The 14,089-nt window shown below is 65.4% G+C and carries 11 protein-coding genes; all 11 read right to left on the reverse strand.

The genetic code is table 11. From position 1 onward, the window contains the following. Positions 1-111 precede the first annotated feature (111 nt). Positions 112-336 carry a hypothetical protein gene (locus AC5O5R_RS03920; protein ID WP_494514974.1) on the reverse strand — a complete coding sequence of 75 codons (225 nt, stop codon included), beginning with the start codon at positions 334-336 and terminating at the stop codon, positions 112-114. A gap of 182 nt (positions 337-518) precedes the next feature. Further along, positions 519-1,901 (reverse strand): heavy metal sensor histidine kinase, encoded by a 1,383-nt coding sequence (locus tag AC5O5R_RS03925; protein WP_172226365.1) that lies wholly within the window; start codon positions 1,899-1,901, stop codon positions 519-521. Continuing rightward, positions 1,876-2,550 (reverse strand): heavy metal response regulator transcription factor, encoded by a 675-nt coding sequence (locus AC5O5R_RS03930; protein ID WP_172226362.1) that lies wholly within the window; start codon positions 2,548-2,550, stop codon positions 1,876-1,878. The genes AC5O5R_RS03925 and AC5O5R_RS03930 overlap by 26 nt, the downstream gene beginning before the upstream one ends. 9 nt (positions 2,551-2,559) lie before the next feature. Next, complete coding sequence (locus AC5O5R_RS03935) at positions 2,560-5,652, reverse strand: multidrug efflux RND transporter permease subunit (RefSeq protein ID WP_494514975.1); 3,093 nt, start codon at positions 5,650-5,652, stop codon at positions 2,560-2,562. Next, positions 5,649-6,812, reverse strand: coding sequence for an efflux RND transporter periplasmic adaptor subunit (locus AC5O5R_RS03940; protein WP_494514976.1), 1,164 nt, complete (start codon positions 6,810-6,812; stop codon positions 5,649-5,651). The genes AC5O5R_RS03935 and AC5O5R_RS03940 overlap by 4 nt, the downstream gene beginning before the upstream one ends. Positions 6,813-7,031: 219 nt before the next feature. Further along, a complete protein-coding gene (locus AC5O5R_RS03945) occupies positions 7,032-7,766 on the reverse strand; it encodes a YkgJ family cysteine cluster protein (protein WP_172285773.1) in 735 nt (244 codons plus the stop codon). Next, on the reverse strand, positions 7,763-8,074 hold the full coding sequence (locus tag AC5O5R_RS03950; RefSeq protein WP_172225962.1) for a hypothetical protein: 312 nt from the start codon (positions 8,072-8,074) through the stop codon (positions 7,763-7,765). Before AC5O5R_RS03950 ends, AC5O5R_RS03945 begins: the two co-directional genes overlap by 4 nt. 88 nt (positions 8,075-8,162) lie before the next feature. Next, positions 8,163-9,062, reverse strand: coding sequence for a chemotaxis protein (locus AC5O5R_RS03955; RefSeq protein ID WP_172225959.1), 900 nt, complete (start codon positions 9,060-9,062; stop codon positions 8,163-8,165). Positions 9,063-9,253: 191 nt separating this feature from the next. Next, the gene (locus tag AC5O5R_RS03960) at positions 9,254-10,438 is read right to left on the reverse strand and encodes an HlyD family type I secretion periplasmic adaptor subunit (protein ID WP_172285774.1); all 1,185 of its coding nucleotides are present in this window, start codon (positions 10,436-10,438) and stop codon (positions 9,254-9,256) included. Continuing rightward, a complete protein-coding gene (locus AC5O5R_RS03965) occupies positions 10,435-12,603 on the reverse strand; it encodes a type I secretion system permease/ATPase (RefSeq protein WP_494514977.1) in 2,169 nt (722 codons plus the stop codon). Before AC5O5R_RS03965 ends, AC5O5R_RS03960 begins: the two co-directional genes overlap by 4 nt. Further along, positions 12,600-14,036 (reverse strand): TolC family outer membrane protein, encoded by a 1,437-nt coding sequence (locus AC5O5R_RS03970; protein ID WP_494514978.1) that lies wholly within the window; start codon positions 14,034-14,036, stop codon positions 12,600-12,602. The genes AC5O5R_RS03965 and AC5O5R_RS03970 overlap by 4 nt, the downstream gene beginning before the upstream one ends. Positions 14,037-14,089: the final 53 nt, after the last annotated feature.

Genomic DNA, 14,089 nt, shown 5'->3' on the forward strand with positions numbered 1-14,089 from the left:
AAGCACATAAAAAAAGCCGCTGATTGGCAGCGGCTTTAAAAGGCTAACATATCGGCACCGGTGGTGCCCATGGCGTAGCCAAGGGAAAACGGGAGCAATAACAGCGCTTGATCAGCTGTCGCTGTTGGCATCGACAGAAACTTTGGAGGCTGTCTGGTTTACGTCTTTCACGGCGTCAGCCTGTTGTGCGGCTACAGCGTCGCGGGCCTCTTGATGGACGGCGGCGAGCTCTGCATTACGGTTGACGAAAGCGGGGGATTCTTCGGCCATGGCCAAGGGCGACAACAACAGGGAAGACAGGACGAAGACGCTGGCAATACCCATACTGTTGGACATTTGAAACTACCTTCTTGCGGGGCAAGTGCTAATGAGGACAGGGGTAAAGTTAGTCCTTTCAGTGCACTTGAAACAGAGCGAAGTGCGATAAGCACTGTTGCGCAAAAGGTAACGATCCCTCAAAAAGCAATAGCACTTTCGCCGCAAACCACTGCGCTAGACACGGTCCTACAGGGACCGCGTCAGACTGGCAGTTGGATGCCGAAGGTATTGAACCCGGCCCCACTGCGCACAAACACCTCCCCGCCATGCATCAAGGCAATCGCCTTGACGATCGCCAACCCCAACCCATGGTTGCCCCCGCCACTGTTGCTGCGCGCCGCATCCACGCGGTAGAAGCGTTCAAACAGCAACGGCAGGTGCGCATCGTCGATCGCCGGCCCGGGGTTGCTCACGGCAATGCTGACCTGCCCGGGCTCGGCGTCAATCCGCACCTGGATCTGCTGGTGCGGCGCCGTGTGCTGCACGGCGTTGTTCAGCAGGTTGATCAACGCCCGGCGCAACTGGGCTTTCTCGATGGGCACCTGTGCGTCGCCGGTCACGCTCACGCTGACCTGTGCGTCTTCGAGGATGTAGTCCAGGTAGTCGAGGGTGGTGGCCACTTCCTCGGCCAGTGAAGCCTGGGTCAGGGCAGTGGCCTTGCTGCCCTGGTCGGCGCTGGCCAGGAACAACATATCGTTGATGATGCTGCGCAGGCGCTCCAGCTCCTCAAGGTTCGATTGCAGCACCTCGAAGTAGTGCTCGGCGCTGCGCCCGCGGGTCAGCGCCACCTGGGTCTGGCCGATCAGGTTGGTCAGCGGCGAGCGCAGTTCATGGGCGACGTCGGCGTTGAACGCCTCCAGCCGTGAATAGGCTTGGCTGACCCGGTCCAGCGCCGCATTGAAAGCGCCGGCGAACTGCGCCAGTTCCGGGGCCAGGGCCTGGGTCTGCAGGCGCCCGTCCAGGCGCGGCGGGGCCAGGGCCTGGGCCTCGTTGGACAATGCCAGCAGCGGGCGCAGGCCGATCCGCGCTACCCAGTAGCCCAGCAGCGAAGCCAGCAACACGCCGAGCACCGCCAGCCCTACAATCGCCACCAGCAGGCTGTGCTGGGCCTGCCAGAAAGTTTCGGTGTCGATGCCGATCAGAAAGCGCAGTGGCGGGCGCTGGTCCAGCGCCGGCAGTTCGCTGACCAGCACCTTGTAAGGGTAGGGGCGGTCAGGCAGGCGCAGGTCGCGCATGCCTTGTGCACCTTCGGCAAAAGCGCGTATCAGCTCGCTGGGCTGACCGTACTCGTAGGCCGGGTTGCTGCTGACCACCCAGAAGCGAATGCGCTTGTCCTCTTCGCTGAGCAGGTTGAGCTTGTTGTTGATCTTGGCCCAGTGCTCGGGCGTGCCGAAGCGGTTGAGGGTGGATTCGAGCACGCTGAAGCGCGCATCCAGTTCGGCCTGCGGCAGCAGGTCGAGGCTGCGGTCGACCTGGCGATACAGCGCCGAGCCGATCAGCAGGAACACGCTCAGCGCCACCAGAATGAACAACGCCGACAGGCGCAGCGCGATGGAGTTACCCGGCACGGTTTTCCAGGACATAGCCCATGCCTCGGATGGTGTGCAGCAGCTTGTTGTCGAAGGGGCCGTCGAGCTTGGCGCGCAGGCGCTTGATCGCCACCTCGACGACGTTGGCATCACTGTCGAAGTTGATGTCCCAGACCAGCTCGGCGATCGCCGTCTTCGACAGGATCTCGCCTTGCCTGCGGGCCAGCACGCTGAGCAGCGAAAACTCCTTGGCGGTCAGCTCCAGGCGCTGGCCGGCACGTGTTGCCTTGCGCGCCATCAGGTCGATCCACAGGTCGGCCACTTGCACCTGCAGCGGCTCGTGGCTGCTGCTGCGCCGGGTCAGGGCCTGCAGGCGGGCAACCAGTTCGAGGAACGAGAACGGCTTGCCCAGGTAGTCGTCAGCGCCTTCGCGCAGGCCGTGGATGCGGTCTTCGACCCGTTCGCGGGCGGTCAGCATGATCACCGGTGTCTGCTTGCGCGCACGCAAGGCGCGCAGCACTCCATAGCCGTCCAGGCCGGGCAACATCACGTCCAGCACGATCACCGCGTAATCGCGTTCCAGGGCCAGGTGCAGGCCATCGATGCCGTCGCGGGCCAGGTCGACGGTAAAACCCTGTTCGCTCAGGCCGCGATGCAGGTAGTCGGCGGTTTTTTCTTCGTCTTCGATGATCAGCACACGCATGGTCTTGTCCTAACTGGCACTTGGCGCTGCCGCCCGGGCAGCCTGGCGGCGGTGGAACAGGCGCTCGAGGGTCAAGTATATGACCGGGGTGGTGAACAGCGTCAGCGCCTGGCTCACCAGCAGGCCGCCGACCACCGCGATACCCAGCGGCTGGCGCAGCTCGGCCCCGGTGCCAAAGCCGAACATCAGCGGGACTGCGCCAAGCAAGGCGGCCAGGGTGGTCATGATGATCGGCCGGAAGCGCGTGAGGCAGGCCTGGTGGATTGCCTGCTCGGGTGTCAGGCCGCGATGACGCTGGGCTTCGAGGGCAAAGTCGATCAGCAGGATGCCGTTTTTCTTGACGATACCGATCAGCAGCACCACGCCGATCAGCCCCATGATGCTGAAGTCCTGGCCCATCGCCCACAGCAGTATCAGCGCCCCGAGGCCCGCCGAGGGCAGGGTGGAGATGATCGTCAGCGGGTGAACGAAGCTTTCGTACAGCACGCCGAGAATGATGTACACCGCCACCAGCGCTGCCAGGATCAGCCATGGCTGGCTCGACAGCGAGCTCTGGAAGGCCTGGGCCGCGCCCTGGAAATTACCGCTGATGGAGTCGGGCATGCCCAGCTCGCGCTGGGTGCGTTCGAGGATGCTCACCGCATCGCCCAGGGCCACGCCGGGGGCCAGGTTGAACGACAGGTTGGCGGCCGGGAACAGGCCGTCGTGGCTGATCGACAGTGGCCCGGTAGTGGGCGGCGCCACATGCGCCACGGCTGAAAGCGGCACCATTTCGTTGGTCAGCGGCGAGCGCAGGTAGAAGAAGTTGAGGCTCTCGGCCTTGCCGCGCTGGCGCGCATCCAGTTCGAGGATCACCTTGTACTGGTTGGTCTCGGTCTGGAATTCGCTGATCTGCCGTTGGCCGAAGGCGTCGTACAGTGCCTGGTCGACGTCGGTGGTGGTCAGGCCGAAGCGTGCGGCAGCCTGGCGGTCGATGTCGATGCGGGTGACGCTGGCGCCCAGTTGCAGGTCGTTGGACAGGTCACGCAATGCCGGGTTTTCCCGCAGGCGTTCGGTCAGGCGCTGGGTCCACAGGTTCAACGCTACGCCGTCGTTGCTCTTGAGCACGTACTGGTACTGGGTGCGGGACGGGCCAGAGCTGAGGTTGATGTCCTGGCCAGCCCGCATGTACAGGACGACACCCGGCACCTGGGCCAGCTTGGGGCGCAGCCGGTCGATCAGCTCGCTGGCGGACACATCGCGCTCGCCGCGCGGCTTCAGGGCGATCCAGAAGCGGCCGTTGGCGATGGTCTGGTTGCTGCCGGTGACGCCTACCGAGTGGGAAAACGCGCGCACGGCCGGGTCGGCCTCGATGATTTTGGCCAGCGCCTGGTGCTTCTCGATCATCGCCGGGTACGACACGTCCGCCGCCGCTTCGCTGGTGCCGAGGATGAAGCCGGTGTCCTGCAGCGGGAAGAAGCCTTTGGGGATGGCCACGTAACCGGCCACCGCCAGGGCCAGGGTCACGCCGAACACGCCCAGGGTCAGGCGCTGGTGGGCGAGGGCGCGGTCCAGGCCCTTTTCGTACCACCGCACCAGGCGTTCGCCAAAACCGCCTTGGTGCCCGCCGGGCGGGCGGCGCATGAACAGCGCGCACAGGGTCGGCGCCAGGGTCAGCGAGACCACTACCGAAATCAGGATGGTGGCGGTGGCGGTGAGGGCGAATTCCTTGAACAGACGGCCGACCACGCCGCCCATGAACAGCAACGGAATGAACGCCGCAATCAGCGAGAAACTGATCGACACCACGGTAAAACCGATTTCGCCCGCGCCCTTGAGCGCCGCCGTGCGGCTGTCTTCACCGGCCTCCAGGTGGCGGTGGATGTTTTCCACCACCACGATGGCATCGTCGACCACGAAGCCCACTGAAATGACGATGGCCACCAGGGTCAGGTTGTTCAGGCTGAAACCGAGGATGTACATCAGCGCGCAGCTGGCGATCAGCGACACACCAAGCACGCTGGACACGACCATGGTCGCCGACCACTGGCGCAGGAACAGCGCCATCACGCCGATCACCAGGGCCACGGCGATCATCAGGGTCAGTTCCACTTCATGCAGCGAGGCGCGGATGGTTTGCGTGCGGTCCTGCAGCACCGACACCTCGACCGAGGCCGGCAGCATCTCCTGCAGCTTGGGCAGGGCGGCCAGCACCCGGTCCACGGTATCGACGATATTGGCGCCGGGCTGGCGGAAGATCACCAGGTTGAGCCCGGGCTGGTCGCCGGACCACGCCTTGACGTAGGCGTTTTCGGCGCCGTTGATGACCTTGGCCACGTCCTTGAGGTGCACCGGGGCGCCGTCGCGGTAGGAAACGATCAGCTGCGCGTAGTCCTCGGGGTGAAACAGCTGGTCGTTGGCGGCGATGGTCGACACGTTGTGCTCGCCGTACAGTGCGCCCTTGGCCAGATTCAGGCTGGTCTGCTGGATGGCCTGGCGCAGGTCGGCCAGGGTCAGGCCGATGGCGGCGAGTTTTTCCGGCTGGGCCTGTACCCGGATCGCCGGGCGCAGTTGCCCGGTGATGTTGATCAGGCCAACCCCTTCGATCTGGCTCAGCTGGCGGGCCAGCAGGGTTTCGGCATAGTCGCTGAGGTCGTTGCCGGGCATCTGGTTGGAGCTGACGGTCATTACCAGCACCGGGCTGTCGGCCGGGTTGACCTTGCGCCAGGTCGGCGGGTTGGGCAGGTCTTGCGGCAGGCGTGCGGTGGCTGTGTTGATCGCCGCCTGCACTTCCTGGGCGGCGGTGTCGATGTTCTTGTCCAGGGTGAACTGCAGGATCAGGGTGGTCGAGCCCAGCGCGCTGCTGCTGGTCATCTGGGTCATGCCGGGGATGGCACTGAACTGCACTTCCAGCGGGGTGGCCACTGAGGAGGCCATGGTTTCCGGGCTGGCGCCAGGCAACTGGGCGGTTACCTGGATGGTCGGGAAGTCCGCTTCGGGCAGCGGTGCCACCGGCAGCCGCGGGAAGGCGATGGCGCCCAGCAGTACCAGGGCGAAGGTCAGCAGCAGGGTGGCAATGGGGTGGTCGATGCACCAGGCCGAGACACCGTTGCGCGTGTTCATGGCTGGCTCCGGCGGTCGGCCATTTCCGACGGTACAGGGGCATCGGGGGCCACCTCGACATGAGAGCCAGGCTTGAGCCGCGACTGCCCATCGAGCACCAGGCGCTCGCCCGCCTTGACCCCGGCGATGATGTTCAGCCCGCTGTCCTGGTACAGCACCTTGACCGGCACGCTGGTGACCTTGTCGCCGTCCAGGCGGTAGACAAAGTGCCCGTCGACGCCGCGTTGCACCACCGGTGGTGGTACCACCAGGGCGTTTTCTTCCACGGCTGTGCGCAGGCGAATGGTGACCAGCTGGCCCGGCCACAGGCGGCCGTCCTTGTTGTCGAACTCGGCCTTGACCCGCACGGTGCCTGTGTTGGCGGAAATCTGGTTATCGATCAGCGCCAGATGGCCCTCGCCCAGCAAGCTGCGTTCACCATCGGCGTCCATATAGGCTTGCACCAGCGCCGGGGTGGGCGCCTTCAGCAGGCCCTGCAGGGTCGGCAGCATCTGCTGCGGCAGGGCGAACTCGACGGCGATCGGGTCGATCTGGGTGACGCTGAACAGGCCCTGGGTGTCGCTGGTACGCACCAGGTTGCCCGGGTCGACGTTGCGAATACCTACCCGGCCAGTGACCGGAGAACGTATTTGCGTGTACGACAACTGCACCTCGGCATTGGCGATGGCGGCCTGGTTGCCCTTGACCGTGGCCTGCAACTGGTTGACCAGCGCCTGTTGCTGATCGAGTGTCTGTTTCGACACGCCATCGTCGCTGCTGAGCAGGCGGTAGCGCTTGAGGTCCACCCCGGCCACCTGGATCTGTGCCTGGCTCTGGCCCAGCTGCGCACGCGCCTGGTCGAGGCTGGCGCGGATGGAGCGGTCGTCGAGGGTGGCCAGCAGGTCGCCTTCCTTTACCCATTGGCCTTCCTTGACCAGTACCTGGGTCAATATCCCTTCAACCTGCGGGCGCACCTCGACGCTGTGCAGCGACAGCACCGAGCCGATCGCGCTGGCGTAGCGCGGCACGTCCTGCTGGACGACACTGACCACGCGCACGGGGATGGCCGTCGGCGCCCGGGCAGTGGATGCCGGTTGGCGCTGGCTGAACCAGATGCCTGCTAGCACCAGGACGAGCAGCGCCAGGGCGGCCAGGAAAGCAGAGCGGGACGGACGTCGCATCGGTGCGGGGACCTTGGCCAGAGGGGAAGAGGGACGGTTGTCTGTACTTCATCTTATAGCCCCCGAACCCGGTCGGCAGCGTGACCGCTGGCTGACAGCCGTGTCAGTTTCGCGGGCCTCATCGCCGGCAAGCCAGCTCCCACAGGTTCTGCACAACCTTCAAGACATGTGCAGGACCTGTGGAGCTGGCTTGCCGGCGACAGGGCCGGGCCTGTTTCTCTAAAAACCGATGAAGGCGTAATACACCGGGGGCTCGTTGGTAGTGTGCAAACCCTGCTCCCGCAAGCTCGCCACCAGCGCTTCGTCTTCCACATGCAAGGTCCACTGCGCCCCGTCATCTACCGGAATCTGCGCCAGCGCGTTAGCAAACGCACCCATATCCGGCAGGTAAGCCGTAAACCCGTTGCCCTTCAGCGCGCTGGTGGTCATGCCCAGTGCCTGGCACACCGCCACCTTGGCAGCAATGTCGTCGCGGTCGGCTTGCCGCGATGCCTGCACCAGCGCCTGCAGCCCGGCATCCACCAGTTGCGTGCCATGGATCAGCTCAGGCCCCTGCTGCCAGGCTTCAGGCGGGCAATCCTTGCTATCGGGCCGTAGCGGAATATGCGGGTTGATTTCCACCGGGTAGATCCGGCACACCAGCGGGCGCTGTTCGTAGATCGTGCACAGGTCGTTGTCATCGAGGTTATGGCAGCGGCCCGGGTTGAAGGCCGCGAACGTTACCGAAACCCGCGCATCGCCAGTGCCGCAGGGCACCGCGTGCGAGCGGCGCAGCACATGCTCGCGCTGTTCGGGCGGCATGCCAGGGCCATCGACCACGAACGCCTCGATCAGCACCACTACCTGGCCCGCAGCATCGGCCCAGCGGCGCGCTTCATCGAGGGTGAGCGGTACATGGTGGCCGGTGCAGCATTTGCCGCAGCCGGTACAGGCAAAACGCACGCTGTCGGTCACTTGGCTTCCGGGTTCCATTCACTGACAAACGCCCGCTGGTGCTGGCGGTCGTACAGGCACAGCTCGGTGCCGCTGCGCTGCTGCATGTGTTTTTGTGGGTAGACGCCTTCGACCAGCAGGGCGCTCATGCCCACCTGGTCATCGAACTCGGCGGGCTTGCCACGGGCATGGGCGTCCTTGAACTGGCTGGCGGCCAGGCAGGCCTTGAGCATCTGCTGGCGCTGCTCGTTCCACGCCTGGCTGCTGGAGGCATGAGCGACACCGCTGAACAGGGCGCAGCCAATCAGGATGGAGCTGAAAAACTTCATACGCGGTTCCGGCAGTTTTCTTCGGAGGGACGCGAATTATGCCCGACTCACCCTTGGGGGCAAGCTGGGGGTTTTGTCTCTGAATATATCAGCGCTCGGCGAACACAACGGTTCGCGCCGCCACCACCAGACAGTCGGTCAGTTCTGGCGAGGAGAACTTGGTGAGGATGGCATTGGCCCCGGCCTGGGTCGCTTTCTCGCTGCTCATGGCGCTGTCCAGCGAGGTGTGCAGCAGCACGTACAGGTGCTGGAAGTCAGGCGTTTCGCGCAGGGTGCGGGTGAACGCGTAGCCGTCCATTTCGCTCATCTCGATGTCGGAGACAATGATGTTGATCTCCTGCGCGGTGCCTTGCAGTTCCAGCAACACGTTGATGGCGTCCTTGGCACTGCGCGCGGTGTGGCATTCGATGCCGAGGTTGCGCAGGGTGTGCAGCGACTGCTGCAGCGCCACCTGGCTGTCGTCCACCACCAGGATGTTGGCGGCGGCGAGCAGGCTGGCGTCTTCTTCGTTCAAGGCGCCGTGAGCCGGTTCGGCCACGGGTGGGGCGATGGAGTGGATGACTTTTTCGATGTCCAGCACCTGCACCAGGGCATTGTCGACCCGGGTAACCCCGGTGATGAACGAGCGGTTGCCCGAGGCAAAGGGCGGCGGTTTGATGTCGGTACTCAGGCAATGCACGATGCGGCTGACCGCCTGCACATGCAGGCCCTGGCGCGAGCGGCTGATCTCGGTGACGATCAGGCAGCCGCCAGCCGGGTCGGCCAACGGTTGCTCGCCGATCGCGCGGGACAGGTCGATGACCGACAGCGAATGGCCGCGCAAGGTCGCCACGCCTTTCACGTTGGGGTGCGATTCGGGCAGCTTGGTCAGCGGCGGGCAGGGGATGATCTCGCTGACCTTGAGCAGGTTGATTGCCATCAGCTTGCCGCTGCGCAGGGTGAACAGCAGCAGGGACAGCGAGTCCGCGCGGGCATTTTGGGTGGCCATGGTGACCTTCGGTGGGAAACAGGGGATAACCGGTTATCGGCCTGGTCGGGCCTGGCTTTAGGTGTGTATTGCCTGTTCTGGCCTAATCGCCGGCAAGCCAGCTCCCACAGGTACTGTGCTGGCTTCGAGGTGATGCTGTACCTGTGGGAGCTGGCTTGCCGGCGATTGGGCCGCAAAGCGGCCCCGGCCAGTTACCGCTCCCGCAGGGCCTCCTTGGCGCGGTTCAACGGTTTGATCAGGTAGTCGAGAATGGTCTTCTCACCGGTCCGGATATCTACCGTGGCGATCATCCCTGGCACGATCGCAAAATGCTTGCCGGCCTTGTTCTGCAAGCTGTCCTGCTCGGTGCGGATGAACACCCGGTAGTAATAGATTTCCGGCTTCACCTCATCCTGCAGGGTATCCGGCGAAATTCCCACCACCTTGCCGTCCAGCCCGCCATACACCGAGTAGTCATAGGCACTGATCTTGACCTTGGCCGCCTGGTCCGGGTGGATGAAGGCGATGTCACGCGGGGCGATGCGGGTTTCGATCAGCAGGCGCTCGTCCATCGGCACAATCTTCATCACCTGGCCACCGGGCTGTACCACGCCGCCCAGGGTATTGACCTCGATGTCCTTGACGATGCCGCGCACTGGCGAGCGCAAGGTCAGGCGGGTGAGCGAGTCGCTGCGCCCCCGCACCACTTCGGACAGGCTGTCGGCCTCGGCGCTAGCTTTCGCCAGCTCTTCCCGGGCACGCACCAGGTAATCCGAGCGTGCTTCGTTGGCCTTGAGTTCCAGCTCAGAACGCTGGCGGTTCAGCCGGATCACCTCGACCCGGCTGGAGGCGCCCATTTTCGCCAGGTTCTCGGTGATCTTCAGCTCGCTGCGTACCAGTTGCAGCGAGTCTTCAATGCCTGCCAGGGTCTGTTCCAGCCCGCGCCGGCGGGTCTGGTACAACGCTGTTTCGGCCTCGATCAGGTCTGGCGAGTCGCGCAGGCTTTCGGGGAAGCGCAGCGGCTTGCCCGTCACCTCGGCCTGCAGGCGGGCCTGGCTGGCCTTGGCGGCGCGGTACTTGGCTTCGCTTTCGCCCACACTGGAGGCGGTCTTGGTAGGGTCGAGCTGGGCCAGTATCTGCCCGCGCTCGACCAGGTCGCCCTCGGCCACGCTCATCTGCGCGACGATACCGCCTTCAAACGACTGGATCACCTGCTCCCGCGAACTGGGGATCACCTTGCCGGTGCCGGTGGACACCTCGGTCACCTCGAACCAGGCCGCCCAGCCCAGGAACGCCGCCAGCATCAGCGCGCAAATGGTGATGATGCGTCCGGCGCGGAAGACCGCCTGGTCGTCCTGGCCGTCCAGGTAGGAGGCCGGGAGTTCATGGTTGCTCATGCCTGCGCTCCTTGCAGTTTGGCCAGCGCCGCATCGCGGCTGTCGTCGATGACGATGCGCCCGCCGTCGAGCACGATGATGCGGTCTACCCGCTGCAGCACGCTCAGGCGGTGGGTGGCGATCACCAGGGTGCGGCCCTGGCAGAAGCGCTCCAGGTTATCCAGCAGCTTGCGCTCGGTCATGTCGTCCAGCGACGCAGTCGGCTCGTCCAGCAGCAGCACTTGCGGCTGGCGTACCAGCAGGCGTGACAGCACCAGGGCCTGGCGCTGGCCGCCAGACAAGCCCAGGCCACCTTCGAGGATCAGGTGGTCCATGCCCTTGGGCAGGCGGCGGACGAAGTCCAGAGCGCCAGTGGCGGCCAGTGCGGCCACCAGTTCCTGGTCGCTGGCCTGGCCGGCGCCGAGGGTGAGGTTTTCCCGCAGGGTGCCGTGGAACAACCGCGAGTACTGTGCCAGCAAGCCGACGTCACGGCGCAGGTCGGCCGGGTCGAGGTGGGCCATGGCGATGCCGTCCAGGCTGACCTCGCCTTGCACCAGGTCCATGGCCCCGCCCAATGCCTGCAGCAGGGTCGATTTGCCCGCGCCGTTGCGCCCCAGCACGGCGATGCGCTCGCCGGGCTGGATGTCCAGCTGGCCGATATTCAGCACCGGTGGGGATTCTTCGCTATAGCGGAAGTTGGCCTGGCGCAGGCGGTACTCGCCGCGAAGCGCCGGCACGTGCACGCGGGCTTCGCCTTCCGGGTGGTCCACTGCCGACTGCATCAGTTTGTCCAGGCCTTGCAGGGCTACCTTGGCCTGCTGCCAGCGGGTCAGTACGTGGGTCAGCTGAGCCAGCGGCGCCATCATCCGCGACGACAGCATCGACGCCGCTACCAGGCTACCGGTGGTGAGGTCGCCGGCGATGACCATGGGCGCGCCGACCACGATGACCACGGCAAACACCGCGCCTTGCACGTTCTGCGTCCAGGTCACCAGACCATTGGTGAGGGTGCGCAGGCGCAGGTTGGTATGGGCGCAGGCGGCGTTGTACTGGTTCCACTGCCGCTCGAAACGCGCTTCGGCCTGCAGTGCCTTGATTTCGTCCAGGCCTTGAATGCTTTCTACCAGCATGGCGTTGCGCAGCGCCGATTCGCGCATCGAGGCATTCGCCAGCCGCGCCAGGCGCCGTTGCGCCAGCAGCCCAGGCAGCACCATGGCCAGCAGCGCCACTAGCGGGATGAATACCAGCACACCACCGATTAGCCAGAACACGAACAGGAACAGCAGGAAGAACGGCAGATCGGCCAGTGCCGTGGCGGTACTGGAGGTGATCAGGTCGCGGATCGATTCCAGCTCGCGCAGCTGCGAAATGAACGAGCCGGTGGATTTGGGCCGCACCGAGTTGCGCAGGCGCAGGGCATGGCCGTAGACCAGGTCGCTTACCCGCAGGTCGGCGCGCTTGCCGAGCAGGTCGGTCACCTTCAGGCGCAGCAGGCGCATGCTGAAGTCGAACACCAGCGCCAGCACTACACCGCCAAACAGCACGTACAGGGTTGGCAGCGATTCGGCCGGGATCACCCGGTCGTACACCTGCATGGAAAACAGCACGCCGGCCAGCGCCAGCACGTTGGCCACCAGCGAGGCGACCATCACCTGGCCATAGGGGCGCAGGTCGCGCAGCACGATGCGGGCGAACCAGTGGCGGTCGTACGGCGCGGTGTAGTCATCGGTGCGCACGTCACGCAGCGGCCGTGCCGGGCGCAGCAGGGCGACGCGGTTGATACGGCCCTTCAGGCTGTCGCGGGGCAGGCGTGAGGTCAGGCCCTGGTCACCGGCGAAGACGACCGCCAGGTCGTCCTCCTCGGTCACCGACTCGACCACCGCCAGCTGGCCATCGTCCAGCTCCAGCACCAGCGGCGTGCGCCATTGGCGCAGGCCCTTGGCATCGAAGCGTACAAAGCGCAGCGCCAGGCCGGCCTGGCGGGCCATGTGGCGAAGGATTTCGTCCAGCGGGCGGGCATCTTCGATGGCGGCGAGGCGGATACGCTGCGGTGAGACGTCGAGGCGGTAGTGGTGCGCCACCTGCAGCATCACCTCAAGCCAGGGGCCCAGGTCTGGCCGGTGCACGGCTGGCTGTTCAGGCGCCTTGGCCTGGTCGGGCAGGGTCACATTGATCGGATCATTCATGGCTGGATCTCCACACCTTGCAGGTTGCGCCCTTCAAGGCCAAAGGCCGTGCGCAGGGCGCCGGTGTTGTACAGGCAGTCGACATCCAGGCGCAGCAGGTCGGAGCGGGTGCCGGCAAGTTCGAAGCGTGACTGGTAGATCTCGCCCTCGGCGTTGAGCAGGTCCAGCAGCGGCCGGGTGCCCAGGTCCAGGTACTGGCGGCCGTAGAGCATGCGGGCTTCCTGAATGCTGACCTGGCGCGCTTCCAGCGAGGTCAGGCGGCGGCCCAGCCCGGAGGTTTGCGCCATGGCCTCGGCCAGGCCACGACGGGCTTGCAGGCGTGCCGCGTCTTCGGCGGAGTCGGCGGCGGTCAGCGCATGGCCGGCGGCGCGGCTGCGGGCGCTGATGGCGCCGCCCTGGTAGATGGGCACCTCGACGTTCAGGTAGATACCCGCCTGGGTGCGGTCCATGCGCGAGTTGTCGCGGTTGTAGTCGTCGTCCAGGTAATGGTTGACCTGTGGTTGCAACGACACGGTCGGGTAGGCCTCGGCCTTGGCCTGGGCCAGTTCGGCCTGGCCCTGGGCGCGCTGGGCCAGGGCCATCAGCACTGCGGGCAGGCGGTCATCGCCCTGCGCCGGCCGCTTGCAGGCCTGGTTCAGTGCGGGGGGCGATTCTTCGGCCAGCACCGGTGGGGTTACCCGCCCCATCAGGGCGGCCAGGGTCGAGCGCCAGCGTTCGTACTGCGCCTGGTATTCCTCCAGCGTGGCGCGGGCGCTTTCCACGCGGGACTCGGCCTGCACCACATCGGAGCGGGTGCTGGCGCCCATGTCGCTGCGCTGGCGGGCCATGCCGGCGATGTCGCCAACGCCGCGGATCTGATCGCGGGCGATCAGCATCAGTTGTTCGTAGCGACGGGTTTCGATCCAGGCATAGGCGGTGTCGCGGGCCAGGTCATCCACCACCAGCAGAATGTTGGCCTGGGCGCGGGCGGCGGCGGCCTGGGCAGCGCTGACGGCACTGTCGACCTTGCCAAAATCGTACAGCATCTGTTTCAGCGACAGGTTCAGCGCCTGGCTGTTGCGGTCGCCGCCGTAGCCGGTGTCGTAACCGGTGCGGATACCGCCGGAAATTTGCGGGTAGTAACCCGCGCGGGCAACGTTGATACCTTCGCCCTGTTTGTACAGGTTGCCGATCGCTTCGGCGATGCTGGGGTGCCATTGCGCTGCCTGCAGCACGGCTTCGCTCAACCCCAGGCGGTCGCCACCGGCGACCGGAGCCATCCCGGTAGCGGGGCGTGCGGGCACAGCTTCGGGCGCATAGCGTAGCAGCGATGGCCCGATCTGGCGCAGTTGTGGGTCGATGTCATCGGCTGCCTGGGCAACCGTGTGGAAATTGAGGGCCAGGAGCCCGCAGGCTCCCAGCAACAGCGGTGACAGCGGACTGCTTCGCTTCACATAGTTCCCTTACTGCTGGTCGTCCATGCCGCCGGGCATGTGCCCGGCGGGAT

Source organism: Pseudomonas sp. 8_5_2, from assembly GCF_059295255.1.